This window comes from Pseudomonas paraglycinae (genome assembly GCF_021601625.1).
Taxonomy (GTDB): Bacteria; Pseudomonadota; Gammaproteobacteria; order Pseudomonadales; family Pseudomonadaceae; genus Aquipseudomonas; species Aquipseudomonas paraglycinae.
In genome coordinates, this window is sequence record NZ_BQHR01000025.1 from 12,552 (window position 1) to 37,199 (window position 24,648).

Consider the following 24,648-nt stretch of genomic DNA (forward strand, 5'->3'; position numbering starts at 1 on the left):
CCCGACCCGGGTCGCTTTGAGCGGAATCCTGAAATGAGCCAACAGTTTCAACACGATGTTCTGGTGATTGGCAGCGGCGCTGCCGGTTTGAGTCTCGCGCTGACCCTGCCCGGTCACTTGCGCATCGCCGTACTGAGCAAAGGCGACCTCGCCAACGGCTCGACCTATTGGGCCCAGGGTGGCGTCGCGGCCGTGCTGGATGATACCGACACCGTCGAATCCCACGTCGATGACACCCTGAATGCCGGCGGCGGCCTGTGCCATGAAGACGCCGTGCGTTTCACCGTCGAGCACAGCAAGGAAGCGATCCAGTGGCTGATCGACCAGGGCGTGCCCTTCACTCGTGACGAACAGTCCGGCACAGAAGATGGCGGCTTTGAATTCCACCTCACCCGCGAAGGCGGCCACAGCCATCGACGGATCATCCACGCCGCCGATGCCACTGGCGCTGCGATCTTCACAACCCTGCTGGCCCAGGCCAAAGAACGCCCGAACATCGAATTGCTCGAACAGCGGGTAGCGGTCGATCTGATCACCGAGCGTCGGCTGGGGCTGGAAGGCGAACGCTGCCTGGGCGCCTACGTGCTCAACCGCAAAACCGGGGAAGTCGATACCTTCGGGGCACGCTTCGTGATCCTGGCGTCCGGCGGCGCTGCCAAAGTCTATCTCTATACAAGCAACCCGGACGGTGCCTGCGGTGATGGCATCGCCATGGCCTGGCGTTCGGGCTGCCGGGTTGCGAACCTGGAGTTCAACCAGTTCCACCCCACCTGCCTCTATCACCCGCAAGCCAAGAGTTTCCTGGTGACCGAAGCCCTGCGTGGTGAAGGCGCTCATTTGAAGCTGCCGAACGGCGAACGCTTCATGCAGCGCTTCGACTCACGTGCAGAACTGGCGCCACGGGACATCGTCGCCCGCGCCATCGACCACGAAATGAAGCGTCTGGGTGTCGACTGCGTCTACCTCGATATCAGCCACAAACCCGAAGCCTTCATCAAATCGCACTTCCCGACCGTCTACGAGCGCTGCCTCGGATTCGGCATCGACATCACCAAGCAACCGATCCCGGTCGTGCCGGCGGCGCATTACACCTGCGGCGGCGTGATGGTCGATCAACAGGGCCGCACCGACGTGCCCGGTTTGTACGCCATCGGCGAAACCAGCTTCACCGGCCTGCACGGCGCCAACCGCATGGCCAGCAACTCGCTGCTCGAATGCTTCGTCTACGCCCGATCGGCGGCGGCGGACATTCTCGAGCAACTGCCCGACGTCGCGATCCCGCGCGCCCTGCCCGCCTGGGACGCCAGCCAGGTGACCGACTCCGATGAAGACGTGATAATCGCCCACAACTGGGACGAATTGCGGCGCTTCATGTGGGACTACGTGGGCATCGTGCGCACCAACAAGCGCCTGCAACGGGCCCAGCATCGCGTGCGTTTGCTGCTGGACGAAATCGACGAGTTCTACAGCAACTATAAAGTCAGCCGTGACCTGATCGAGTTGCGCAACCTGGCGCAGGTAGCGGAACTGATGATCCGCTCGGCCATGGAGCGCAAGGAAAGCCGTGGCCTGCATTACACCCTCGACTACCCGGACCTGCTGCCCGAAGCACTCGACACTATTCTGGTGCCGCCCACCTACGTCGGCTGAACTTGAGGCGTACCCGCAGGCGTCGGTGCAGATCCGCCGCCTGCGAATCCCGGGGCACGCAGATCGACCTGACCCGCCACTCACCGCGCAATCGAAAGCGCAGCACCACGATCAGTGGCAGCGCCAGACTGTCCGGGCGCAATTGCACCGCTTGCCAGCCATCGGCCCGGTTCCACAGTTGCCAGCCATCGGCGTCCCGGCGCAATCCGCAGAATGCCTTGGGATGACTCAGCAGGATGTGCCGCGGCAACACCCAGGCAGCATGGGCGAGACACGCGAAAACCCCGAGCGACCCGACCCAGAATGGAATCGATAACAGAAACAGAGAACCCAGCGCGAATGCCTGGGCCAGAAGATACGCCGCCAGCAACTGCCGTGAGGCATGCCAGCGGCATTCAAACGTGTTACTTGGGCTGGACACGATCCAGAATCATGCGAACCATGCGTTGCAGTTCGGGATCTTCCGATTCGCTGCGCTCCATGAACCAGCCGAACATGTCCTGATCCTCGCACTCGAGCAGGCGGACATACAGCGCGCGATCCACCTCGTTCAGATTGGCGTAGACCTCTTTCACGAACGGCACCAGCAACACGTCAAGCTCAAGCATGCCGCGACGGCTGTGCCAAAAGAGGCGATTCAGTTCAACTTGTTCGACCATGGAGCCCTCCTCAAATAGGCCGCAAGTATACAGGCCCGAAGCGGGCCGAACAGTCGGCTTTGGTCGGGCACCACCGATCCTTTATCAACTACCCATTTCAACACCACCCCCTTATGATGTGCCCCAGTCTATTTACCCTGCGATGACCCATGGCCGATTCTGCTTTTTTCTGCACCCTCTCTCATGAAGGCGTTCTCGCGGTTCGCGGCGCGGATGCCGGCAAATTCCTGCAAGGCCAGCTGACCTGCAACATCAATTACCTGAGTGATACCCAGGCCAGCCTCGGTGCCCGCTGCACGCAGAAAGGCCGGATGCAGTCGAGTTTCCGCATCGTGCTGGAAGGCGACGGCGTATTGCTGGCGATGGCCGGCGAGCTGCTGGAGCCGCAACTGGCGGATCTGAAAAAGTACGCGGTGTTCTCCAAATCGAAACTGACCGACGAAAGCGCCTCCTGGGTGCGCTTCGGTCTGGATCATGGCGATGCTGCCCTGAGCAGCCTGGGTCTGGAACTGCCGGCGAATACCGACAGCGTGGCTCGCCACGAAGGGCTGATCGCGATTCGCGTCTCCCCGAACCGTGCCGAACTCTGGGTGCCTGCCGATCAGGCCGACGGCATCAAAGGCAAGCTGTCCGCACAATTGATCGAAGGCGAACTCAATCAGTGGCTGCTGGGCCAGATCCGCGCCGGTATCGGCCAGGTCATGCCGAGCACCCGCGAGCTGTTCATCCCGCAGATGCTCAACCTGCAAGCCGTCGGCGGCGTGAGCTTCAAGAAAGGCTGCTACACCGGCCAGGAAATCGTCGCGCGCATGCAGTATCTGGGCAAGCTCAAGCGTCGCCTGTACCGCGTGCAACTGGACGCCAGTGAATTGCCGGAGCCGGGCACCCCGCTGTTCGCCCCGAGCCACGGCAGCTCCATCGGCGAAGTGGTGCTGGCCGCCCGTGCCGAAAAGAATATTGAACTGCTGGCGGTGTTGCAGGCCGAAGCTGCCGACGCAGGCGATTTGCATCTGGGCACGGCCGAAGGTCCGGCGCTGCACTTGCTCGACCTGCCTTACGAACTGGATCGCGACCGCGAAATCCAGCGCTGATCGCAGCATTTGTTGCAACACCCTAGAGAAACGACATGAGTGAGCTGGCGGATAAGGTCCAACAGGATTTGGTTGAGGCCATCGATAACGATGACCTGGTTCTGCCAACGTTACCGGAAGTGGCCTTGCAGATTCGCAAGGCCGCTGAAGATCCGGACATCAGCGTCAGCGACCTGAGCAAAGTGATCGGCCGCGACACGGCGCTGTCGGCGCGCCTGATCAAAGTGGTCAACAGCCCGCTGCTGCGCGCGACCCAGGAAGTTACCGACCTGCACACCGCCATCACCCGGCTTGGCGTCAATTACAGCAGCAACCTGGCGATCGGCCTGGTGATGGAGCAGATCTTCCACGCCCGCTCGGATGTGGTCGAACAGAAGATGCGCGAAGTCTGGCGCAAGAGTCTGGAAATCGCCGGCGTCAGCTACGCCCTGTGCCGCCGTTACACCCAGCTCAAGCCCGATCAGGCCGCGCTCGGTGGACTGGTTCATCAGATCGGCGTGCTGCCGATCCTGACCTATGCCGAAGACCACTACGAATTGCTGTCCGATCCGGTCAGCCTCAACCATGTGATCGACCACATTCATCCGTTGCTCGGCGACAAGCTGCTGCGGGTCTGGGAGTTTCCGGAGCGTCTGGTGGAGCTGCCGGGGCTGTATCAGGACCTCAAGCGCGAATCGCAGCAGATCGATTACGTCGACATCGTGCAAGTGGCCAGCCTGTATTGCCACAAGGACACCGACCATCCGCTGGCCCGCATCGATCCGTTCAGCGTGCCGGCATTCCGCAAGCTTGGCATCGATCCGGAAAACAAGGCGCTGTGCGCCGATCTGGAAGAATCGCGGTCGATGTTCTACTGATCAACCGGCGACAAAACTCACCCGCACTTTCAAACCTGCCTGCTCGCCATCGTGCAGACTGATCTGCGCCAGATGCGCGCGGCAGATTTCCCCGACAATCGCCAACCCCAGCCCGGAACCGGCCACCTGCTGGTTGCGCCGGTAAAAACGTTCGAACACCCGATCCCGCTCTTCCAGCGGAATGCCCGGCCCATCGTCTTCAACCTCCAGCACCGCCGGCGCCGTGACCCGCAGAATCACGTTGCCGCCCGGCGGCGTGTGCGCCAGCGCGTTGTCCACCAGATTGCTCAGCAACTCGTTGAGCAATGTCGGTTCGCCACGCAGCCAGACCGGCTCGTCCGCTTCCAGCGCCAAGGCAACGCCGCGAGCATGAGCCAGCGGTGCCATGGCCATGCCCAGTTCCCGCGCCAACTGACTCAGATCGAGCAACTGCGCCCCGCCCTCGGCGATCGCCCGGGCGCCGTTTTCCACCCGCGCCAGCGACAACAACTGGTTGGCCAGATGGGTCAGGCGATCCGTGCTTTGCGCCGAGGACTCCAGCGTGTCGCGCCAGGTCTGCGGCTCGTTTGAGCGCAAGCCCAGTTCAAGTCGCGCCTTGAGCGCCGCCAGTGGCGTGCGCAGTTCATGGGCCGCATCGGCGATGAATTGCGCCTGCCGCTCGAATTGCCCGCGCAGGCGTTCGGTAAAGTGATTGAGCGCCCGCACCAGCGGCCACAACTCGTGTTGCACCTCGACCAGCGGCAACGGCCGCAGGTCATCGGGCTGACGCTCTTCCACTGCCGTGCGCAAACGCTCGATCGGCCGCAGCGCCGCACTCACCGCAAACCACACCAGCAACAACGCGCCAATCGCCAGCATCCCGAGCCGCAGCAAGGTGTCGGCCGCCAGACTACGAGCCATGCTGACACGCGCCTCGTCGGTTTCGGCGACGCGGATTTCCGCCATGCCGTTCATGTTCGGCTCGCTCACTGCCTTGAGCAGACTCACCACACGTACGTTCTGCCCCTGATATTTCGCGTCGTAAAAGCGCGCGAGGGCGGGATAGCTGTCGGTTCTCGGGGTGCCCGGCGGCGGGCCCGGCAGGTTTTCGTAGCCGGAAATCAACTTCTGGTTGATGTCGTTGACCTGGTAATAGATGCGCCCCGCGCTGTCGTAAGCGAAGGTATCCAGCGCCACATAAGGCACGTCGGCACTGAGACTGCCGTCGCGCTGCGACAGACCGGCGGCGATGGTCCGCGCCGAGGCCAGCAGCGTGCGGTCATAGGCGGTGTCGGCGGCCTCGCGACCGTTCCAGTACGCGCTCAATCCGCTGGCGAGCATCAACACCACCAGCAACAGCGCGAGGTTCCACAACAACCGCCAGCGCAGGCTGCTGGGCTTATGCATCGCGGCTTTCCAGCAGATAACCCAGACCGCGGAAAGTCACGATGGCCACTGAATGGCCGTCGAGTTTCTTGCGCAGGCGGTGCACGTAGATTTCGATGGCATCCGGGCTGGCCTCTTCGTCGAGACCGAACACCTGCGCAGCCAGTTGTTCTTTGCTCATCACCCGACCCGGACGGGCAATCAACGCTTCGAGCACTGCCTGTTCGCGGGAGGTCAGCGTCAGCAATTCATCACCGAGGGTGAAGCGTCGGGTATCGAGATCGTAGGCCAGCACGCCGCAACGCTGCTGGCGTTCGCCGCCGAGCACGCTACGGCGCAACAGTGCTTTGACCCGCGCTTCGAGTTCGGTGAGTTCGAACGGTTTGGCCAGATAATCGTCAGCACCGAGATTGAGTCCATGGACCCGATCCTTTACGTCGCTGCGAGCGGTCAGCATCAGCACCGGCAGGTTCTTGCCCCGGGCCCGCAGGCGCGCCAGCACTTCAAAACCGTCCATGCGCGGCAGGCCGACATCAAGGATCGCCACCGCGTATTCCTCGCTGCCCAGGGCCAGGTCGGCAGCCACACCATCGTGCAAGACGTCCACGGTCAGGCCGGTGCTCTTGAGCGCCTGAGCGACGCTTTCGGCCAGCGGTAAATGGTCTTCGACGAGCAGGACACGCATGGATCTCTACCTCATTCAGGGATGGCCGACGCCATTCTTTGCGGCGGAGTTTACAGCCGCAACCGCCACTGTGAAGCCCGAAAACACGCGAAAGAATACTGAAAGGTTAGCGAAAGGTTGGGCCGTTAGAGTCGTTTCACCGAAGGTCCCGACTGCCGACCTTCGCCGTTTTGCCTGTACTTGCACCGTAGCTTCAAAACGTAGCTCTCGAAAAACGCCACGATGCGTTTTCGCCAATAAGAACAATAACGAGGTACTGCACCATGCTGTCGACACAGCTTCAGGTTGACCCGTTTCATTCTTCCTCTCGAATTTCCCCGTTTTCGCTTGTCAGCGCCATCCTCGGCTGCGCGGCGTTCAACCCGTCCGGGTCTGAGCCTGATAGCCTGCGCGCGCGCAACTGCCGCACCTGAAACATCCCCAAAAACAACAACTCCCGTGGAGACACTCATGAACCGATCCCTGCGCCGTTTCGCCCTCGCCGCCGGTTGCGTGCTGTTCGCCGGCCAACTGATGGCCGAACCGAAACGTCCGGAATGCATCGCCCCCGCCTCCCCCGGCGGCGGTTTCGACCTGACCTGCAAACTGGCGCAAAGCGCGCTGGTCAACGAAAAACTGCTGACCAAACCGATGCGCGTGACCTACATGCCCGGCGGTGTCGGCGCAGTGGCGTACAACGCCGTTGTGGCGCAGCGTCCCGCCGATGCCGGCACGCTGGTGGCGTGGTCCAGCGGTTCGCTGTTGAACCTGGCCCAGGGCAAGTTCGGTCGGTTCGATGAAACCAACGTGCGCTGGCTGGCGGCGGTCGGCACCAGCTATGGCGCCATCGCGGTGAAAAACGATTCGCCCTACAAAACGCTCGATGATCTCGTGCAGGCGCTGAAGAAAGATCCGAGCGCTGTGGTGATCGGTTCCGGCGGTACCGTCGGCAGCCAGGACTGGATGCAGACTGCGCTGATCGCCAAAGCCGCCGGGATCAACCCACGCGACCTGCGCTACGTCGCCCTCGAAGGGGGCGGCGAGATCGCCACCGCCCTGCTTGGCGGCCACATTCAGGTCGGCAGTACCGACATCTCCGACTCTATGCCGCACATTCAGAGCGGTGACATGCGCCTGCTGGCCGTGTTTGCCGAGAAACGCCTGGACGAGCCGGAAATGAAGGACATTCCTACCGCGCGCGAGCAAGGCTACGACATCGTCTGGCCGGTGGTGCGCGGTTTCTACCTCGGGCCGAAAGTCAGCGATGAAGACTACGCCTGGTGGAAAGACTCCTTCGACAAACTGCTGGCCTCGGAAGACTTCGCCAAGCTGCGTGATCAGCGTGAACTCTTCCCGTTCGCCATGACCGGTCCCGAGCTGGACACCTACGTCAAGAAACAGGTGGCGGACTACAAGGTGCTGGCCAAAGAGTTCGGCCTGATTCAGTGATCGTCTCTGTCTAGCGTCCATGGCCCTCTCGCCGGGGCCATGGCAGGAGTTCCCTCATGCTTATTCAACGCATTTTTGCCTCAGTGCTGTTGCTGGCCTGCGCCAGCCTGGCGCTGATGGCGTGGCCGTATCAGGCGGCTTTTTCCTACGAACCGGTCGGTCCTCGGGCATTCCCTCTGTTGATGTTGGGCCTGATGAGCCTGGCGCTGCTGTACATGGTGTTTCGCCCGGCGCCGATCAAACACAGCGATGACGAGCCGCCGCTGGATCGCGAAACCCTGACCAAGATCGCAATCTGCGTCGCCTTGCTGCTGGTGTTCGCCGGCTTGTTCGAACCGCTGGGCTTCATCCTCAGCAGCATTCTGATCGGCATCCCGATGGCGCGCCTGTACGGCGGGCGCTGGGTGCCCAGCGTCATTGTCACGACGCTGATGGCGATTGGTTTGTACGTGTTGTTCGACCGCGTGATGGACGTTCCGCTGCCCCTCGGCCTGCTCGACGTTCTGGAGAACTGATATGGATACTCTCGGTTATTTGGGTCAGGGCTTCGGCGTCGCGCTGAGTCCGTACAACCTGGTCACGGCCCTGACCGGCACGCTGATCGGCACCGTGGTCGGCTTGTTGCCGGGCCTGGGCCCGATCAATGGCGTGGCGTTGCTGATCCCGATCGCGTTCGCCCTCGGCCTGCCGCCGGAATCGGCATTGATTCTGTTGGCGGCGGTGTATCTGGGCTGCGAATACGGCGGCCGGATCAGCTCGATCCTGCTGAACATTCCGGGCGAAGCCTCCACCGTGATGACCACCCTCGACGGTTACCCGATGGCCCGCAAAGGCCTGGCCGGTGTGGCGTTGTCGTTGTCGGCGTGGAGTTCGTTCATCGGCGCCTTCATCGCCACCTGCGGCATGGTGCTGTTCGCCCCGCTACTGGCGAAATGGGCGATTGCCTTCGGGCCGGCGGAATACTTCGTGTTGATGGTGTTCGCGATTGTCTGTCTCGGCGGCATGGCCGGTGACCGACCGGTGAAAACCTTTATCGCGGCGTTGATCGGTCTGTTCCTTTCCAGCGTCGGCATCGACGCCAACAGCGGTGTGTACCGTTTTACCGGCGACAACATTCACCTGACTGACGGCATTCAGTTTGTGGTGCTGGTGCTGGGCCTGTTCTCGATCAGCGAAATCCTTCTGCTGCTGGAGAAAACCCATCGCGGCCAGGAAGCGGTGAAAGCCACCGGACGGATGATGTTCACCTTCAAGGAAGCGGCGTCGGTGTTCGTGGTGAACATCCGTTGCGGCCTGCTCGGTTTCATCATGGGCGTGTTGCCGGGTGCCGGTGCGACCCTCGCCAGCGCCGTGGCCTACATGACCGAGAAACGCATCGCCGGTGCCAGCGGCAAGTTTGGCCAGGGCGACGCCCGCGGTCTCGCTGCGCCGGAAACCGCCATCGGTGCCTCCGCTTGCGGCGCGCTGGTGCCGATGCTGACCCTCGGTGTTCCGGGTTCGGGTACCACAGCGGTGATGATCGGCGCCCTGTCGCTGTACAACATCACCCCCGGCCCGCTGCTGTTCCAGCAACAGCCGGACATCGTCTGGGGCCTGATCGCCTCGCTGTTCATCGCCAACATCATGCTGGTGATCCTGAACATCCCGATGATCCGCATCTTCACCCGCATCCTCGCCGTGCCGAACTGGGCGCTGGTGCCGGTGATCGCGATCATCACCGGGATCGGCGTGTACGCCGTGCATGCAACCACGTTCGACCTGTTCCTGATGGTCGGCATCGGCATCTTCGGCTACATCCTGCGCAAACTGGATTTCCCGCTGTCGCCAGTCCTGCTGGGGTTCATCCTCGGCGGCCTGATGGAGCAGAACCTGCGCCGGGCGCTGTCGATTTCCAACGGTGCGCTGGAGATTCTCTGGTCGAGCCCGATCACCTTCGGCGTCTGGGTGCTGACCGCGATCATGTTGCTGATGCCGCTGCTGCGTATCTGGCGCAAACGCTCGGCCGCGCAACGCGCCGTTGCCGATGTCTGATCGGCTCTCCCTCAAAACCTGGTGGGGAACCCCGCTGGTCGGTCTGCTTGGCGGTTTCATCGCCAGCCAGATCGGCTGGCCGCTGCCGTGGATGGTCGGCTCGTTGCTGGCGATCATCCTGGTGCGCTGCCTGACCCCGTGGCAATTGACAGAAATCCCTGGCGGCCGCAAGTGCGGCCAGTGGATCGTCGGCATCGGTATCGGCCTGCACTTCACCCCGCTGGTGATGGAGCAGGTACTCGGCCACTTCGGCCTGATCTTCTTCGGCGCACTGGTCACCAGTCTCTCGGCGGTGGTCGGCGTGTGGCTGATGCGCCGCACCGGCGAGGATCGCGCCACGGCGTTTTTCTCCAGCATGCCCGGCGGCTCCGGCGAGATGGTCAACCTCGGCGCCCGCAACGGCGCGCTGCTCAGCCATGTCGCGGCCGGGCAGAGTCTACGGGTGCTGGTGGTGGTGTTGTGTGTTCCGGCGGCGTTCAAGTATCTGCTGGGTGATGGCAATCCGATTTCACACGCCGGCAGCGTCGATTGGCGCTGGCTGGCGATTCTTTTTCCGGCGGGTGGCCTGCTCGCCTGGATCTGGCAACGCCTGCGTCAACCCAACCCATGGCTGTTCGGCCCGCTGCTGGTCAGCGCGGCGGTGAGCATCGGCTGGGATCTGCACATCGGTCTGCCCAATGGCGGCAGTCAGATTGGCCAGTGGTTGATCGGTAGCGGCCTGGGTTGCCACTTCAACCGGCAGTTCTTCCGCCGCGCACCATCGTTCATGGGACGCACGTTGATCGGCACGGCGCTGACCATGTTGATCGCGACCCTGGCGGCGTTGGGGCTGAGCGCAATGACGCATCTGGATCTGCGATCGCTGACCCTGGGCATGATGCCCGGCGGGATCGCCGAGATGAGCCTGACGGCGGAAACCCTGCAACTGTCAGTGCCGTTGGTGACGGCGATGCAGGTGATGCGGTTGTTGTTCGTGTTGTTTCTGGCGGAACCGTTGTTCAAGTATTGGAATAGAAACGGGGAATGTCCGTAAGTCATGTAGACGCCCAATACGCTTCAAGACCGGAGGAGCATGACTTGAAGCGTATTCTTAGCCCAATCAGGAAATATCGAATTTCCCCATCATCACTTCTACCGTTTTACCAGACACGCCGATGCGGCCTGTCAATCGAAACTCCAAGGCTTTATAACGGGTACCTTCGACGACTTCAGTGAGCGTGATCTCTCCACTAATCGCTCGGTAGTGCTCTTCGCCATCACCCACATCAACGAAGAAATCTACGTCAATACTGCCGGGCCCGAGAGCGTGCTTGCCACTCGCGAGGCCTTTTGGAAGCTTAAAAATAAGCGACGTAAAATATCTATCGATATCGATACGACCACCTGCAGCGAAATAGTTGTCGTCATCGTGGAGAAAAACATCTTGAGTGTCGATAACGTTTCGTGGGTCATCTTGATCAAACCGCGTAGTTCTTGCAAAAAGACTTCCCGACGCCTTCGGAAAGGACTTTACATTCTTGATTCTCAAATCTGTCATGACGATCTCCCGCTCCAATGTTTACCAGCGCACTCGACTGTGGACGCCGACTGCATAACTAAACGCGGGTTTCGCTTTTATATCTACTGTCAGAAATAACAGGTCGATGAAGCAATCCGACGGGCGGCTCTCACCACCCGAGAGACTTCAGAAGATTAATTAAACAACCGACGGCAGGCGCCACTCGATCGGCGCTTCGCCGTTCTGCTCGAGGAATTTGTTGGTGCGGCTGAAATGCCCGCAACCGAGAAAGCCGCGATAAGCCGACAGCGGCGACGGGTGCACCGAGGTCAGCACCAGATGCTTGGTGGCGTCGATCAGCTTCTGTTTACTTTGCGCATGTGCGCCCCAGAGCATGAACACCAGATGCGGTTGCTGCTGGCTGACCACTTCGATGATCCGGTCCGTAAAGAACTGCCAGCCCTTGTCCTTGTGCGCATTGGCGTTGGCGCGTTCGACGGTCATGGTGGTGTTGAGCATCAACACGCCCTGATCGGCCCAGCTCTGCAGATAGCCGTGGTTGGGGATGTCGATGTTCAGGTCGCGCTTCAGCTCTTTATAGATGTTGACCAGCGACGGCGGCGCCGGCACGCCCGGTTGCACCGAGAAGCACAAGCCGTGGGCCTGGCCCGGGCCGTGGTACGGGTCCTGGCCGAGGATGACCACTTTCACCTTGTCCAGCGGCGTCGAATTCAGCGCGTTGAAGATCATCGGGCCCGGCGGATAGATTTCCTTGCCGGCCGCCCGCTCCTGCTGCAGAAAAGTGCGCAACTCTGCCATGTAGGGCTGGTCGAATTCGGCACGCAGTGCCTCCTTCCAGCTCGGTTCGAGTTTGATACGGTCGTCAGCAGTCATGGTCATACCCGGCAAAAACAATGGGGCGAACCCTAGGAAAGCCGACCACGCTTGTCAATTGATCTGACGCAGATCCGGCACTTTCCCACACAGCGATCATACTGATCGTTCAAATTCCCGATCGAGGTCACGATGAATCTGCACTTCGAAGAACTCACCGGCACCGACGGCGCGCGCATCGGCGTGGCCACGCTGGATGCCGAAAAGTCGCTCAATGCGCTGTCCCTGCCGATGATCCACGCCCTGAGTGACAAATTGAACGCCTGGGCCAAGGATCCGCAAATCGTCTGCGTGCTGCTGCGCGGCAACGGCGCCAAGGCCTTCTGCGCCGGCGGCGAAGTGCGCAGCCTGGTGGAAGCCTGCCGAGCCCATCCCGGCGAAGTGCCACCGCTGGCCGCACAGTTCTTCAACGCTGAATATCGGCTGGATTACAGCCTGCACACTTACCCGAAACCGTTGATCTGCTGGGGCCATGGATATGTGCTCGGCGGAGGTATGGGCCTGCTGCAAGGCGCGAGCATCCGGATCGTCACGCCGAGCAGTCGTCTGGCGATGCCGGAAATCAGCATCGGCCTGTACCCGGACGTCGGCGCCAGTTGGTTCCTGTCGCGTCTGCCGGGCAAGCTCGGTCTGTTCCTTGGTTTGACCGGCGCGCACATGAACGGCCGCGATGCGATCGATCTGGACCTGGCCGACCGCTTCCTGCTCGACGAACAGCAGCAGGAACTGATCGACGGCTTGTTGCAGTTGAACTGGCAGGAACAGACCGCCATGCAGCTCAACAGCCTGCTCAAGGCATTGCAGCAGGAAGCCGTGGCGCAGATGCCGGAAGCGCAATGGTTACCGCGCCGTCGGCAGATTGATGAGCTGTTGGATGTCAGCGACGTGACCTGCGCGTGGAAAGCCATCAGCCTGCATCGGGACAGCAGCGACCTGTTGATTGCCCGTGCGGCGAAAACCATGAGCGAAGGCTCGCCATTGACGGCGCATCTGGTCTGGGAACAGATCATTCGTGCCCGCCACTTGTCGCTGGCCGAAGTCTTTCAAATGGAATACACCCTGAGCCTCAATTGCTGCCGGCATCCGGAATTCAGCGAAGGGGTCCGGGCGCGGCTGATCGACAAGGATCACAAACCGCACTGGCACTGGCCGGACATCGCCCGGGTGCCGGACGCGGTGGTCGAGGCGCACTTTCACAAGGTGTGGGAGGGGCGGCATCCGTTGGCGGATCTCTCCAGCTACTGAAATCCGGGCACAAAAAAAGCGGCGCTCAATGCGCCGCTTTTTTGCGGGGAGGTTACCAGCGGTTGCCGTGTCGGTTGTAATCGCCGCGTCCACTGTGACGGTCGTAGTTGCCACGACCCCGGCGATCATCCCAGCCGCCGCGACGGTGGTCGTCCCAGCGTCCGCGATCATGACCGTGCCAGCGACGGTTCTCGTAGTAACGCGGAGCCGGTTGGTAGTAACGAGGCGCCGAGTAATAGCGTGGAGCCGGTTGGTAATAGCGTGGTGCTGGCTGGTAGTAGCGCGGCGCCGAATAATACGTGCTGCCGCCGCTGTAATAGGTGCCACCGCTGTAATACGAAGGTGCCTGCGATGTGTAGACCTCTGAGCTGTAGTAGCCATCTCCGTAGGAATAAGGGACGCATCCGCCAAGGGAAAAAAGCATCACGGTAAACAGAAGAATTCGGCGATACATGGCGGCCTCCTGGACCGCGGGTAGCCACACCAGCGACGCTGGCAGGCGTCAGTCTTTCATTCGGCGACTGACGAAATATCTGACAGCGTTTTCGGCATCCGGTGCGTTTCTGCAACAACTTGAAACAAGTGATTCATGAAACCTTGTTCATGCAGAAACTCCGTCATTCAGCCGCTGATTAGTGGTGCCCACCGTGGTATCCGCCGCCGTGATAACCCCGTCCGTACCCGCCGCGATAGCCATGGCCGCCGTAATAATAGCGGGCGCCGCCGTAGTAGCGCGGACCGTAATAACCACCGTAGTAATAGGGTGAGTAATAGCCGGGATAGTAATAGGGCGTGGAGTAAACATCGTAGCCGCCGGCGTAGTAGTAACAACCGGACAGCCCTAGACCGAGCACTGCTCCCAGCAGCACCCGACGCAGCAATTTTGAAATACGCATGGCGGCCTCCTGAAAGACCTGTGACAGCAGTCGGCACAGACCGGCTGACAACAGATTTGACTGGCGGACCGGCAGCGAGTGCCCAACCCTCACGGGCATCGGATCAGCGGCAGCGGACGCTGCATGACGGTGCAACCGCGCACCAACACAAAGCGCCCACAGGCGTTCGCCGTCCGCCGCAACGTCACGAAAGCCCGTAGCAGAGGGCCCGACCCGACTTGGCACGCCTCTCGCTTTAGCAAACCCGTGCAGGAGTCATCACAGGTTCGCGGCACCACAATTTGCAATGGCTGACTAGGGTTCCGGCTCGCATCTGCGAGTGCTGGTCCGAGAGTTGGCGACCTCCAGTTGAGGTTACACGGCGGGACAAAAGCCCGGGAGACAAGCCACCGTTCGCGGTGCCGCGTTGCCTTCCTGTCCGCCCTCGATCAACTGGAGAAGCCACCATGTCCCGACTACGTTTGCCCGCCCTGCTCGCCGCCGCGTTCGCCGCGCTCATCAGCACTCAATCCCCCGCCGCGCAGAAAGACCATTTCAGCGTGTGCTGGACGATCTATGCCGGCTGGATGCCATGGGAATACGCCGGCAGCCAGGGCATCGTCGATAAATGGGCGAAGAAATACGGGATCAAGATTGATGTCGTGCAACTCAACGATTACGTCGAATCGATCAATCAATACACCGCCGGTCAGTTCGATGGCTGCACCATGACCAACATGGATGCGCTGACCATTCCGGCCGCCGGTGGCGTCGACAGCACCGCGCTGATCGTCAGCGATTTCTCCAACGGCAACGACGGCATCGTCCTCAAGGGCGAAGGCAAAAAAGTTGCCGACCTGAAGGGCATGGATGTCAACCTGGTCGAACTGTCGGTCTCGCATTACCTGCTGGCCCGCGCGCTGGACTCGGTGGACCTGACCGAGAAAGACCTGAAAGTGGTCAACACCTCCGACGCCGACATTTCCGCCGCCTTCAACACCGAGCAGGTCAACGCCGTCACCACCTGGAACCCGATGCTCTCGGACATCAAGGCCAAACCCGGCGTGACCGAAGTCTTCAACTCCAGCCAGATCCCCGGCGAAATCATGGACATGATGGTGGTCAACAGCGCCACCCTCAAAGACAACCCGGCGCTGGGCAAGGCGTTGACCGGCGCCTGGTTCGAAGTGGTCGATTTGATGAACGCCAGAAACGCCGCCGGCAAAGCCGCGCTTGAGCACATGGCCAAAGCTTCGGGCACCGATCTGGCCGGATTCCAGGCGCAACTGGACACCACCAAACTGTTCGCCACGCCGAAAGAAGCCCTGGCGTTCGCCACCAGCAAGCAACTGCCGGAAACCATGCGCAAAGTTGCCGAGTTCTCGTTCCAGCACGGCTTGCTCGGCGAAGGCGCCAAAGACACCAGTGCCGTCGGCATGTCCTTCGCCAACGGCGTGACCAGCGGTGACACAGGCAATCTCAAGCTGCGTTTCGATCCGACTTACGTGCAGCTGGCCGCCGACGCCAAGCTGTAAGCCACGGAGGATTTGGCCATGCGCCTGATCAATCGTCACCCGGATCGACCGAGTCGCCTGTTGCTGGTGATCCTGCCCTTCGCCCTGGTGCTGTTCGCCTACTTCATGGGCTCGGCCGAGCGCCTGGCGGACAACCCCAACGACAAACTGCTGCCCAGTGCGGTGCAGATGAGCGATGCGGTCAAACGCCTGGCATTCAATGCCGATAGTCGAACCGGCGAATACCTGCTCTGGCAGGATACCGCGTCGAGTCTCGGACGCCTGGCCATCGGCCTCGGCATCGCGGCGCTGGCCGGGTTGTGCCTGGGCATGGCGGCCGGCACCCTGCCGCTGTTCGGCGCACCGTTGTCGCCGATGCTGACGGTGCTGTCGATGGTGCCGCCGCTGGCCATCCTGCCGATCCTGTTCATCGTCTTCGGCCTCGGCGAGCTGTCGAAAGTGATGCTGATCGTGATCGGCATCACCCCGGCCCTGGCCCGAGATCTGGAACAGCGCGCCCGGGACATCCCCGTCGAACTGCTGATCAAGGCGCAGACCCTTGGCGCCTCGACCTGGACATTGATGCTGCGTGTGGTGCTGCCGCAACTGTTGCCGCGTCTGCTGATCTCGCTGCGGCTGATGCTCGGTTCGGCGTGGCTGTTCCTGATCGCCGCCGAAGCCATCGCCTCCACCGACGGTCTGGGCTACCGGATTTTCCTCGTGCGCCGTTACCTGGCGATGGACGTGATCCTGCCGTACGTGGTCTGGATCACCCTGCTCGCCTGGCTGATGGATTGGGGCCTCAAATACCTGACCCGTCGGGCATTTCCCTGGTATGAGGGGGCCGCCAAATGAGCTTCATCACGGTGAAAAACGTCTGGCAGCAATACGCCGACCAAGTGGTGCTCGAAGGCCTGAACCTCAACGTCAACGAGGGCGAGTTCTGCACGCTGGTCGGTGCTTCGGGCTGCGGCAAGTCGACCTTCCTGCGCCTGCTGCTGGGGCAGGAAACCGCCAGTCGCGGCGAGATTCTGCTCGACGGCCAGCCGCTGGCCCGAGAGCCGGATGCCAGCCGTGGCGTGGTGTTCCAGCGTTACTCGGTATTCCCGCATCTGAGCGTGCTGGACAACGTTGCGATCGGCCTGGAATTGCCGCGCGCTCCGCTGCTCGGGCGCTTGTTCGGAAGCGCGAAAAAAGACGCCCGCGAACAGGCCTCGGCGCTGCTGCACAAAGTCGGCCTCGGCCATGCGCTGGACAAGTACCCCGCGCAGCTCTCCGGCGGCATGCAACAGCGGCTGGCGATCGCCCAGGCGCTGATCATGAAACCGCGGGTTTTGCTGCTCGACGAACCGTTCGGCGCGCTCGATCCGGGCATTCGCAAGGACATGCACGCGCTGCTGCTGGCGCTCTGGCGCGAAACGCAACTGACCGTGTTCATGGTCACCCACGACCTGTCCGAAGGCTTCAGCCTCGGCACCCGCCTGCTGGTGTTCGACAAGGTCCGCCTCGACCCGCACGCCCCCGGCGCCTATGGCGCCCGCATCACCTACGACATCCCTTTAAACAGCGACCGTCGCGCCCAACGCGCCGCCGTCGACGCCCTGCCCGCCGCGTTGGCCGGCACCCTTCGTATTGCCTGAGAGGACTGCTCCCATGACTGATTCGACCCAACTGTTTCCACCCTTCGCCGAAGAAACCCTGCCCGGCGGCGGCCACCGTTCCTTCGTCCTTAAACGCGGCCAGTTGCTGCGCCTGACCGACCTGCGCGGCGGTGCCAACGTCAGCCTGACCTTGCTCAACGCCAACGAGAAAACCGAGCGCCTGAACCTGCCCGACAGCCTCAAGTGCCAACACACCGCCAAGCTCACCACCGGCCATTGCCTGTACTCGGACATGGGTCGGGTGCTGGCGGCAATCACCGCCGACACCTGCGGCTGGAGCGACAGCCTCGGCGGTGTACTGTGCGCCGAGGAAGTCGCGGAAAAATACGGTCAGGGCCGCTATCAGGAACTGCGCAACGGCTTCTTTCGCAACGGCACCGACAACCTGCTGGTGGAGCTCGGCAAGTGGGGGCTGGGCCTGTCCGACCTGCTGATGACCCTCAACCTGTTCAGCCGGGTCAACGTCGATGACAACGGGCGTTTGCACTTCGTCGAAGGCCACTCGCAGGCCGGTGACTACATCGAACTGTATGCACCGATGGACACCCTGGTTGTGCTCACCGCCCTGCAACATCCGCTGGATCCGTCGCCGCAATACGCCCCCAAACCGCTGAAGCTGAGTTGGATGAACGCCGACCCGAGCGTCGCCGAGCACTGCCGTACCTCGCGCCCGGAAAACGAGCGCGGCTTTATCAACACCGACCGTTTGTTCGCCTGAGGATCGTCGCCATGTCAGTTGCTATCGCCACTTCGCAAAAACAACCCGACACTGCGGTGTACCGCGCCACCATTCCCGCCGGCGAACCCTGGCTGATGGAGGTCAAGGCCGGCCAGACCCTGCGCATCCTAGACCTGGAAGGCAATCAGGCAGTCGATACGCTGTTCTACAGCCTCGCCAATCCACGTGAACGCTACGACGTGCAACGCACATTGCGCCGACAAAACAACGTCTACCTGAGCACCGGCAGCGTTTTGTATTCCAACCTCGGCAAACCGATGCTGACCCTGATAGCCGACACCTGCGGCCGCCACGACACCCTTGGCGGTGCCTGCGCGCAAGAGAGCAACACCGTGCGCTACGCCCTGGAAAAACGCTACATGCACAGCTGCCGCGACAACTACCTGCGCGCCTGCGCCCACGACTGGCGTCTGGGCAAAGGTGACATCGGGCCGAACATCAATTTCTTCATGAACGTGCCGGTGACTGCCGAGGGTGGCCTGACCTTCGAAGACGGGATTTCCGCCCCCGGCAAATACGTCGACCTGCGCGCGGAGATGGACGTGATCGTGCTGATCTCCAACTGCCCGCAACTGAACAACCCGTGCAACGCCTACAACCCGACACCTGCGGAGCTACTGGTATGGAACTGAAATTCGTCCGTCTGCGCCGTTGGCTTTTTGCCCTGTGCCGGGCCCGTTCCGGCCAGTGTCTGAAATCCCCAAAACACCCCTGAACCCTGTGGGAGCTGGCTTGCCAGCGATGGCGTCGGCACAGCCAACATTGATGATGACTGACACACCGCCATCGCGGGCAAGCCCGCTCCCACAAGGTCAATGGTGACTTTCGAATTGTGATTTTGCCGTCGGGGACGACCCCGGCGCTCATCGAAAAACTGCGGGACGGCCCGCATCCCCTTCAGGGGTTTTGCCATGTTCAAAAAAGTCCTGATTGCCAACCGTGGCGCGATTGCCTGCCGCATTCTGCGCACCTTGCGTGAACTGCACGTCGAAGGCGTCGCGGTGTACTCCGAAGCCGATGCAGCCAGCCTGCACATCCTGCAAGCCGAAGAAGCCCACAGCCTCGGCGAAGGCGCAGCGGCCGGCACCTATCTGGCCGTGGACAAGATTCTCGCCATCGCCAAAGCCACTGGCGCCACCGCGATCCACCCCGGCTACGGCTTCCTCTCGGAAAACGCCGCGTTCGCCGAAGCCTGCGCAAACCATGGCATTGCCTTCATCGGCCCGACACCGGAGCAACTGCGAGTGTTCGGCCTCAAGCACACCGCACGGGCCCTGGCCAAACAGCACGGCGTGCCGATGCTCGAAGGCACCGAACTGCTCAACAGCCTCGATGCTGCACTGATTGCCGGCGCGCAGGTCGGTTATCCGGTGATGCTCAAAAGCACTGCTGGTGGCGGCGGCATCGGCATGCGTGTGTGCCGTAACGCCAGCGAACTGAGCGAGTCGTTCGAGGCAGTGAAGCGCCTCGGCCAGAACAACTTCAGCGACGCCGGGGTGTTCATCGAGAAGTACATCCAGCGTGCGCGGCATCTGGAAGTCCAGGTGTTCGGCGACGGCCACGGCGCGGTGATCGCCCTCGGCGTGCGCGACTGCTCGGTGCAGCGGCGCAATCAGAAAGTCCTCGAGGAAACCCCGGCACCGAACCTGCCCGACGGCATGGCGGATGAGCTGTGTGCGGCGGCGATCAAACTGGCCAAAGCGGTGAATTACCGCAGCGCCGGTACCGTCGAATTCGTTTTCGACAGCGATGCGCAGCGCTTCTATTTTCTGGAAGTGAACACCCGGTTGCAGGTCGAACACGGCGTTACCGAACAGGTGTGGGGCGTCGATCTGGTGCGCTGGATGATCGAGTTGGCGGCCGGTGACTTGCCGCCGCTGGCCGAGTTGTTCGCAGGTTTGCGACCGCAGGGGCATGCGATTCAGGCGCGGCTGTATGCCGAGGATCCTGGGCGCGATTTCCAGCCCAGCCCAGGCTTGCTGACAGCGGTCGATTTCCCCGTCGCCGATGGCCGGCATCTGCGCATCGACACCTGGGTCGAGGCCGGTTGCGAGATCCCGCCCTACTTCGATCCGATGATCGCCAAAGTCATAAGCTGGGCGCCGACCCGCGAACAGGCCCGCGCCGATCTGCATCAGGCGCTCGGCGACAGCCTGCTGTACGGCGTGGAAACCAACCGCGACTACCTGCGGCAGATTCTGCTCGATGCGCCGTTTGCCAGCGGCGAGCCCTGGACCCGTTGCCTGGAAGGCCTGGTGTACCGGGCCAACACGTTTGAAGTGCTGAGCGCCGGCACCCAGACCAGCGTCCAGGACTACCCCGGTCGCCTCGGCTACTGGGCGGTCGGCGTGCCACCTTCGGGGCCGATGGACAGTCGCGCGTTGCGTCTGGGCAATCGTTTACTGGGCAACGATGAAGGCCTGGCGGCGCTGGAAATCACCATGAGCGGGCCGTTGCTGCGCTTCAATTGCGATGCGGTGGTGGCGGTGACGGGGGCGCCGTTGGCGCTGACCCTCGACGGCGAAGCGGTGCCGATGAACACCGCGCTGTTGATTGAAGCGGGCAGCCAGTTACATCTCGGCGGTTTGCTCGACGCCGGCGCCCGCAGCTACCTGTGCCTGCGCGGCGGCCTGCAGGTGCCGAACTATCTGGGCAGCAAAAGCACCTTCACCCTCGGTCAGTTCGGCGGTCATGGCGGGCGAGCCCTGCGTGCCGGGGACGTGTTGCACCTGGCCCCACTGAGCGACCGAAGCGCCGCGCAGACGCTGGCCCCGCATCACGTCAGAGAACTGCCCGCCGTGCGCCGGATCCGGGTGATCTACGGCCCCCACGGCGCGCCGGAATACTTCACTGAAAACTACATCGGCACCTTTTTCGCCACGCAATGGGAAGTGCATTTCAACTCCAGCCGCACCGGCGTGCGCCTGATCGGGCCGAAACCAGAGTGGGTGCGCGCCGACGGCGGCGAGGCCGGGCTGCATCCCTCGAACATCCACGACAATCCCTACGCCATCGGCGCCGTGGACTTCACCGGCGACATGCCGGTGATCCTCGGCCCGGACGGCCCGAGCCTTGGCGGTTTCGTGTGCCCGGTGACGGTGATCGAGGCCGATCTCTGGCAACTGGGTCAACTCAAGGCCGGGGACAAAGTGCAGTTCGTGCCCGTCGATCTCAAGACCGCACGCGATCTCGCCCTCAATTGGGACACCTGTGGGAGCTGGCTTGCCAGCGATGGGGCCCGAGCAGACACCGAGTCAACTTCATCGCTGGCAAGCCAGCTCCCACAGGCCCTGGTTTCGCCTGTGGTTCTGGAATTGGGTCAGTACGACAAGCGGCTGGTCGGGCGTGTGTCCGGCGATACCCATCTGCTGCTGGAAATCGGCGCGCCGGAACTGGATCTGGTCCTGCGCTTTCGCGCCCATGCCCTGATGCAGGCGCTGGAAGGCAAAAACCTGCACGGCGTGATCGACCTGACACCGGGCATTCGTTCTTTGCAGATCCACTACCAGCCCGAACAATTGCCGCTGGCCGATCTGCTCGGCATCGTCGCCGGTGAATGGGATGCGGTGTGCGCCGCCCAGGACTTGCAAGTGCCGTCGCGAATCGTCCACTTGCCCCTGTCGTGGGACGATCCGGCCTGCCAGTTGGCGATCGAGAAATACATGACCACCGTGCGCAAGGACGCGCCGTGGTGCCCGAGCAACCTGGAGTTCATCCGCCGCATCAACGACCTGCCGAACCTCGACGAGGTGCAGCGCACGGTGTTCGACGCGAGCTATCTGGTGATGGGCCTCGGTGATGTGTATCTCGGCGCACCGGTCGCCACGCCGCTCGACCCGCGCCATCGGCTGGTGACCACCAAGTACAACCCGGCGCGCACCTGGACCGCCGAGAACTCGGTGGGCATCGGCGGCGCCTACATGTGCGTCTACGGCATGGAAGGCCCCGGCGGTTATCAGTTCGTCGGGCGTACCTTGCAGATGTGGAACCGCTATCGCGCAGTCGCCGCGTTCGACGGCAAACCGTGGCTGCTGCGGTTTTTCGATCAGATCCGTTTCTACCCGGTCAGCGCCGAAGAACTGCTGCGCATCCGCCGCGACTTTCCCCTCGGCCGCTTCGAGCTGAACATCGAACAGAGCCAGCTCAACCTCGGCGACTATCAAGGGTTTCTCAACCGCGAAGCCGAGAGCATCCACGCCTTTCGCCTGCAACAACAAGCCGCGTTCAACGCCGAACGCGAACGCTGGATCGCCAGCGGCCAGGCGCACTTCGACAGCGAAGAGGCCGTGCCGCAAAGCCACGAAGAAACACCGCTGGCCAGCGGTCAGCAGAGTGTCGACAGCCACATCGCCGGCAATCTGTGGCAGGTCCAGGTCGAGGTCGGGAGTCGCGTCGCGGCCGGTGATGCGCTGGTGATTCTGGAGTCGATGAAGATGGAAATCCCCGTGCTCGCGCCGCTGCCCGGCGTGGTCCGGGAGATTCGCGTGCAACCTGGTTCGGCGGTACGCGCCGGTCAACGGGTCGTGGTGCTGGAACTCGACTGAACCCATTTGCCAAAGGATCAACCCATGAATCTGCAACTCGATGCCCTGCGCCAGGCCTACCGCTCTGGCGACACCACACCCCGGCAATTGCTGTTGGCGTTGCGGGAAAAAGCCGCTGCGCTGAACCCGGATTATCACCTGTTCATCCACCTGCTCAGCGCCGAGGAAATGGAGCCTTATCTGGCCGCCCTCGACGGTCGCGATCTCGACAGCCTGCCGTTGTATGGCGTGCCGTTCGCGATCAAGGACAACATTGATCTGGCCGGTGTCCCGACCACCGCTGCATGCCCGGCGTTCGCCTACGTACCGGAACGTTCGGCGACCATCGTCGAGCAGCTGCTGGCGCTGGGCGCGATTCCGCTGGGCAAGACCAATCTCGACCAGTTCGCCACCGGCCTCAACGGCAGCCGTTCGCCCTATGGCGTGTGCCCGAACAGCGTGTTGCCGGAGTATCCGTCGGGCGGTTCAAGCGCCGGCTCATCGCTGGCCGTGGCGCTAGGCGTGGCCAGTTTCGCGTTGGGCACCGACACCGCCGGCTCCGGCCGGGTGCCGGCGGCGTTGAGCAATCTGGTTGGATTGAAGGCCAGCAAAGGCCTGATCTCCACCGCCGGCGTGCTGCCGGCCTGTCGCACGCTCGATTGCGTCACCACGTTCACCGCAACGGCGCGGGAAGCCAGTCAGCTACTGGCGCTGACCGCGCGCCTCGATCCACGGGACGAATACAGCCGCAGCAATCCGTCATGGAACGACGGCTCCGCGTTCGGTGCGCCACGGCCGTTTCGCTTCGGTGTACCGCGTGCGCAAGACCTGGAATTTTTCGGCTGTGAAGAAGGCCCGCAGCTGTTCGGCGACGCCATCGACTGTCTGAAAGCTCTGGGCGGTGAAGCGGTCGAGCTGGACTTGTCGCCGTTCCTCGAAGCGGCGCGGTTACTTTATGAAGGGCCTTGGGTGGCCGAGCGCTACAGCGTGGCCGGCGAATTGATGGAAGAAAATCCCGCATCGGTGCTGCCGGTGATCCGCGCGGTGCTGGCCAAAGCACCGGCCGTCAGCGGCGTGCAGACGTTCCGCGCGCAATATCGCCTGCAAGCGCTGAAAGCCGTTTGCGATAAAGCACTGGAAGAACTCGACTGCGTGCTCACGCCCACCATCGGTCGTCCGGTGACGCTGGAGGAACTGGACGCCGAACCGGTGCTGCGCAATTCCGAACTGGGCTACTACACCAACTTCATGAACCTGCTCGATTACGCCGCCGTCGCCGTGCCCAGCGGTTTCATGGCCAACGGGCTGCCGTGGGGCGTGACGCTGTTTGGCCGGGTGTTCACCGATCAGTACTTGCTGGGTGTTGCCGATGCCTTGCAGCGCCAGCAGGATCGCGCGCTGCCGACGCCGAACAATCCGGCGCGCCATGACCGTGCACGACTGGTGGTCTGCGGCGCGCATCTGGACGGGCTGGCCCTGAACTGGCAACTGCGCCAGCGCGACGCACGCCTGATCGAGGCCACCTACAGCTCGAAGGACTACAAACTCTATGCCCTGGCCGGCGGCCCACCGTTGCGTCCGGGGATGCTGCGCGTGGCCGAAGGTGGCGTGGCCATCGAGGTGGAAGTCTGGGAATTGCCGAGCCGTGAGCTGGGCTCGTTCCTGACCGGCATCCCGGCGCCGCTGGGCCTGGGCAAGGTGCAACTGGCGGATGGCCGATGGGAAAGCGGATTCATCTGCGAACCTTACGGTCTGGAAGGTGCAATCGATATCAGCCACTTGGGTGGTTGGCGAGCGTATCTGCAAACCGGAAACTGATCCGAACACCGCCCCCCTCTCGTTCCGGGAGGGGGCTGGATGAGCGAGCCATTCTCCAGACACCCCTGCCCGGCTGATCCCCCCGCATTTCAGGCACAAATCCCGCAGTCTTTTC

At 62.3% G+C, this 24,648-nt stretch carries 23 protein-coding genes and 1 riboswitch; of the genes, 15 read left to right on the top strand and 8 right to left on the bottom strand.

The annotated features are described in order from the left end of the window. The first annotated feature begins 33 nt into the window (after positions 1 to 33). Complete coding sequence (gene nadB / locus L6D82_RS26435) at positions 34 to 1,650, top strand: L-aspartate oxidase (RefSeq protein WP_007957994.1); 1,617 nt, start codon at positions 34 to 36, stop codon at positions 1,648 to 1,650. On the opposite strand, the gene L6D82_RS26440 is transcribed toward nadB, so the two are convergent. Together L6D82_RS26440 and L6D82_RS26445 are read right to left on the bottom strand one after the other, a co-directional pair. Next, complete coding sequence (locus tag L6D82_RS26440; protein ID WP_236191961.1) at positions 1,619 to 2,071, bottom strand: protein YgfX; 453 nt, start codon at positions 2,069 to 2,071, stop codon at positions 1,619 to 1,621. The two genes, nadB and L6D82_RS26440, sit on opposite strands and share 32 nt — an antisense overlap. Next, on the bottom strand, positions 2,055 to 2,309 hold the full coding sequence (locus L6D82_RS26445) for an FAD assembly factor SdhE (RefSeq protein WP_007957989.1): 255 nt from the start codon (positions 2,307 to 2,309) through the stop codon (positions 2,055 to 2,057). Before L6D82_RS26445 ends, L6D82_RS26440 begins: the two co-directional genes overlap by 17 nt. 149 nt (positions 2,310 to 2,458) lie before the next feature. On the opposite strand from L6D82_RS26445, the gene ygfZ reads away from it, so the two are divergent. Both ygfZ and L6D82_RS26455 read left to right on the top strand, forming a co-directional pair. Continuing rightward, positions 2,459 to 3,400 carry a CAF17-like 4Fe-4S cluster assembly/insertion protein YgfZ gene (gene ygfZ, locus L6D82_RS26450; protein ID WP_085747225.1) on the top strand — a complete coding sequence of 314 codons (942 nt, stop codon included), beginning with the start codon at positions 2,459 to 2,461 and terminating at the stop codon, positions 3,398 to 3,400. Between the two features lie 35 nt (positions 3,401 to 3,435). Then, complete coding sequence (locus tag L6D82_RS26455) at positions 3,436 to 4,257, top strand: HDOD domain-containing protein (protein WP_039772686.1); 822 nt, start codon at positions 3,436 to 3,438, stop codon at positions 4,255 to 4,257. Here the strand turns inward: L6D82_RS26455 and L6D82_RS26460 are convergent, their stop codons facing one another. Both L6D82_RS26460 and L6D82_RS26465 read right to left on the bottom strand, forming a co-directional pair. After that, the gene (locus L6D82_RS26460; protein WP_011332897.1) at positions 4,258 to 5,643 is read right to left on the bottom strand and encodes a sensor histidine kinase; all 1,386 of its coding nucleotides are present in this window, start codon (positions 5,641 to 5,643) and stop codon (positions 4,258 to 4,260) included. Next, the gene (locus L6D82_RS26465; protein ID WP_007957980.1) at positions 5,636 to 6,307 is read right to left on the bottom strand and encodes a response regulator; all 672 of its coding nucleotides are present in this window, start codon (positions 6,305 to 6,307) and stop codon (positions 5,636 to 5,638) included. The genes L6D82_RS26460 and L6D82_RS26465 overlap by 8 nt, the downstream gene beginning before the upstream one ends. A 450-nt stretch (positions 6,308 to 6,757) precedes the next feature. Between L6D82_RS26465 and L6D82_RS26470 the strand changes: the two genes are divergently transcribed. Genes L6D82_RS26470 through L6D82_RS26485 form a run of 4 tightly spaced genes read left to right on the top strand, consistent with a single transcriptional unit; the run spans position 6,758 to position 10,799 of the window. Continuing rightward, positions 6,758 to 7,735 carry a Bug family tripartite tricarboxylate transporter substrate binding protein gene (locus L6D82_RS26470; RefSeq protein WP_127797195.1) on the top strand — a complete coding sequence of 326 codons (978 nt, stop codon included), beginning with the start codon at positions 6,758 to 6,760 and terminating at the stop codon, positions 7,733 to 7,735. 56 nt (positions 7,736 to 7,791) lie between these two features. Then, on the top strand, positions 7,792 to 8,250 hold the full coding sequence (locus L6D82_RS26475) for a tripartite tricarboxylate transporter TctB family protein (RefSeq protein WP_236191962.1): 459 nt from the start codon (positions 7,792 to 7,794) through the stop codon (positions 8,248 to 8,250). Position 8,251: 1 nt separating this feature from the next. Continuing rightward, positions 8,252 to 9,766, top strand: a complete 1,515-nt coding sequence (locus tag L6D82_RS26480; RefSeq protein WP_236191963.1) for a tripartite tricarboxylate transporter permease — start codon at positions 8,252 to 8,254, stop codon at positions 9,764 to 9,766. Further along, positions 9,759 to 10,799, top strand: a complete 1,041-nt coding sequence (locus tag L6D82_RS26485) for an AbrB family transcriptional regulator (RefSeq protein ID WP_236191964.1) — start codon at positions 9,759 to 9,761, stop codon at positions 10,797 to 10,799. The genes L6D82_RS26480 and L6D82_RS26485 overlap by 8 nt, the downstream gene beginning before the upstream one ends. Before the next feature lie 66 nt (positions 10,800 to 10,865). On the opposite strand, the gene L6D82_RS26490 is transcribed toward L6D82_RS26485, so the two are convergent. After that, a complete protein-coding gene (locus tag L6D82_RS26490; protein ID WP_236191965.1) occupies positions 10,866 to 11,303 on the bottom strand; it encodes a hypothetical protein in 438 nt (145 codons plus the stop codon). Positions 11,304 to 11,462: 159 nt separating this feature from the next. Continuing rightward, entirely contained in the window at positions 11,463 to 12,158 is a 696-nt protein-coding gene (gene ung / locus L6D82_RS26495) for a uracil-DNA glycosylase (RefSeq protein ID WP_085605867.1), read from the bottom strand. A gap of 132 nt (positions 12,159 to 12,290) precedes the next feature. Here ung and L6D82_RS26500 point away from each other — a divergent pair, with 132 nt between their 5' ends. Next, positions 12,291 to 13,403 carry an enoyl-CoA hydratase/isomerase family protein gene (locus L6D82_RS26500; protein ID WP_085747229.1) on the top strand — a complete coding sequence of 371 codons (1,113 nt, stop codon included), beginning with the start codon at positions 12,291 to 12,293 and terminating at the stop codon, positions 13,401 to 13,403. Positions 13,404 to 13,455: 52 nt separating this feature from the next. Here the strand turns inward: L6D82_RS26500 and L6D82_RS26505 are convergent, their stop codons facing one another. Both L6D82_RS26505 and L6D82_RS26510 read right to left on the bottom strand, forming a co-directional pair. Continuing rightward, positions 13,456 to 13,857, bottom strand: a complete 402-nt coding sequence (locus L6D82_RS26505) for a hypothetical protein (protein WP_074691080.1) — start codon at positions 13,855 to 13,857, stop codon at positions 13,456 to 13,458. Between the two features lie 178 nt (positions 13,858 to 14,035). Next, a complete protein-coding gene (locus L6D82_RS26510; protein ID WP_064383076.1) occupies positions 14,036 to 14,299 on the bottom strand; it encodes a hypothetical protein in 264 nt (87 codons plus the stop codon). 283 nt (positions 14,300 to 14,582) lie between these two features. Further along, positions 14,583 to 14,682, top strand: a riboswitch (guanidine-I (ykkC/yxkD leader). A gap of 63 nt (positions 14,683 to 14,745) precedes the next feature. Between L6D82_RS26510 and L6D82_RS26515 the strand changes: the two genes are divergently transcribed. The 7 genes from L6D82_RS26515 (at position 14,746) to atzF (ending at position 24,533) form a co-directional block, all read left to right on the top strand. Continuing rightward, on the top strand, positions 14,746 to 15,813 hold the full coding sequence (locus L6D82_RS26515; protein WP_102685957.1) for a putative urea ABC transporter substrate-binding protein: 1,068 nt from the start codon (positions 14,746 to 14,748) through the stop codon (positions 15,811 to 15,813). 18 nt (positions 15,814 to 15,831) lie between these two features. Then, positions 15,832 to 16,647, top strand: coding sequence for an ABC transporter permease (locus tag L6D82_RS26520; RefSeq protein WP_102685956.1), 816 nt, complete (start codon positions 15,832 to 15,834; stop codon positions 16,645 to 16,647). Beyond that, a complete protein-coding gene (locus L6D82_RS26525) occupies positions 16,644 to 17,432 on the top strand; it encodes an ABC transporter ATP-binding protein (RefSeq protein ID WP_129972868.1) in 789 nt (262 codons plus the stop codon). Before L6D82_RS26520 ends, L6D82_RS26525 begins: the two co-directional genes overlap by 4 nt. Positions 17,433 to 17,445: 13 nt before the next feature. Further along, on the top strand, positions 17,446 to 18,171 hold the full coding sequence (locus tag L6D82_RS26530) for an urea amidolyase associated protein UAAP1 (protein ID WP_129972869.1): 726 nt from the start codon (positions 17,446 to 17,448) through the stop codon (positions 18,169 to 18,171). An 11-nt stretch (positions 18,172 to 18,182) separates the two neighbouring features. Continuing rightward, positions 18,183 to 18,824: an urea amidolyase associated protein UAAP2 gene (locus L6D82_RS26535; RefSeq protein WP_236191966.1), complete on the top strand. Its 642-nt coding sequence runs from the start codon at positions 18,183 to 18,185 to the stop codon at positions 18,822 to 18,824. A 279-nt stretch (positions 18,825 to 19,103) separates the two neighbouring features. Next, on the top strand, positions 19,104 to 22,736 hold the full coding sequence (gene uca, locus L6D82_RS26540) for an urea carboxylase (protein WP_236191967.1): 3,633 nt from the start codon (positions 19,104 to 19,106) through the stop codon (positions 22,734 to 22,736). A gap of 24 nt (positions 22,737 to 22,760) precedes the next feature. Beyond that, complete coding sequence (gene atzF / locus L6D82_RS26545) at positions 22,761 to 24,533, top strand: allophanate hydrolase (protein ID WP_102685952.1); 1,773 nt, start codon at positions 22,761 to 22,763, stop codon at positions 24,531 to 24,533. Positions 24,534 to 24,648 lie beyond the last annotated feature (115 nt).

What these genes read in the sequence shown, in the direction of transcription:
- nadB (WP_007957994.1), top strand. Translation starts at nt 34, where the DNA reads ATGAGCCAACAGTTTCAACACGATGTTCTGGTGATTGGCAGCGGCGCT.
- L6D82_RS26445 (WP_007957989.1), bottom strand. Translation starts at nt 2,309, where the DNA reads ATGGTCGAACAAGTTGAACTGAATCGCCTCTTTTGGCACAGCCGTCGC.
- ygfZ (WP_085747225.1), top strand. Translation starts at nt 2,459, where the DNA reads ATGGCCGATTCTGCTTTTTTCTGCACCCTCTCTCATGAAGGCGTTCTC.
- L6D82_RS26455 (WP_039772686.1), top strand. Translation starts at nt 3,436, where the DNA reads ATGAGTGAGCTGGCGGATAAGGTCCAACAGGATTTGGTTGAGGCCATC.
- L6D82_RS26460 (WP_011332897.1), bottom strand. Translation starts at nt 5,643, where the DNA reads ATGCATAAGCCCAGCAGCCTGCGCTGGCGGTTGTTGTGGAACCTCGCG.
- L6D82_RS26465 (WP_007957980.1), bottom strand. Translation starts at nt 6,307, where the DNA reads ATGCGTGTCCTGCTCGTCGAAGACCATTTACCGCTGGCCGAAAGCGTC.
- L6D82_RS26470 (WP_127797195.1), top strand. Translation starts at nt 6,758, where the DNA reads ATGAACCGATCCCTGCGCCGTTTCGCCCTCGCCGCCGGTTGCGTGCTG.
- L6D82_RS26475 (WP_236191962.1), top strand. Translation starts at nt 7,792, where the DNA reads ATGCTTATTCAACGCATTTTTGCCTCAGTGCTGTTGCTGGCCTGCGCC.
- L6D82_RS26480 (WP_236191963.1), top strand. Translation starts at nt 8,252, where the DNA reads ATGGATACTCTCGGTTATTTGGGTCAGGGCTTCGGCGTCGCGCTGAGT.
- L6D82_RS26485 (WP_236191964.1), top strand. Translation starts at nt 9,759, where the DNA reads ATGTCTGATCGGCTCTCCCTCAAAACCTGGTGGGGAACCCCGCTGGTC.
- L6D82_RS26490 (WP_236191965.1), bottom strand. Translation starts at nt 11,303, where the DNA reads ATGACAGATTTGAGAATCAAGAATGTAAAGTCCTTTCCGAAGGCGTCG.
- ung (WP_085605867.1), bottom strand. Translation starts at nt 12,158, where the DNA reads ATGACTGCTGACGACCGTATCAAACTCGAACCGAGCTGGAAGGAGGCA.
- L6D82_RS26500 (WP_085747229.1), top strand. Translation starts at nt 12,291, where the DNA reads ATGAATCTGCACTTCGAAGAACTCACCGGCACCGACGGCGCGCGCATC.
- L6D82_RS26505 (WP_074691080.1), bottom strand. Translation starts at nt 13,857, where the DNA reads ATGTATCGCCGAATTCTTCTGTTTACCGTGATGCTTTTTTCCCTTGGC.
- L6D82_RS26510 (WP_064383076.1), bottom strand. Translation starts at nt 14,299, where the DNA reads ATGCGTATTTCAAAATTGCTGCGTCGGGTGCTGCTGGGAGCAGTGCTC.
- L6D82_RS26515 (WP_102685957.1), top strand. Translation starts at nt 14,746, where the DNA reads ATGTCCCGACTACGTTTGCCCGCCCTGCTCGCCGCCGCGTTCGCCGCG.
- L6D82_RS26520 (WP_102685956.1), top strand. Translation starts at nt 15,832, where the DNA reads ATGCGCCTGATCAATCGTCACCCGGATCGACCGAGTCGCCTGTTGCTG.
- L6D82_RS26525 (WP_129972868.1), top strand. Translation starts at nt 16,644, where the DNA reads ATGAGCTTCATCACGGTGAAAAACGTCTGGCAGCAATACGCCGACCAA.
- L6D82_RS26530 (WP_129972869.1), top strand. Translation starts at nt 17,446, where the DNA reads ATGACTGATTCGACCCAACTGTTTCCACCCTTCGCCGAAGAAACCCTG.
- L6D82_RS26535 (WP_236191966.1), top strand. Translation starts at nt 18,183, where the DNA reads ATGTCAGTTGCTATCGCCACTTCGCAAAAACAACCCGACACTGCGGTG.
- uca (WP_236191967.1), top strand. Translation starts at nt 19,104, where the DNA reads ATGTTCAAAAAAGTCCTGATTGCCAACCGTGGCGCGATTGCCTGCCGC.
- atzF (WP_102685952.1), top strand. Translation starts at nt 22,761, where the DNA reads ATGAATCTGCAACTCGATGCCCTGCGCCAGGCCTACCGCTCTGGCGAC.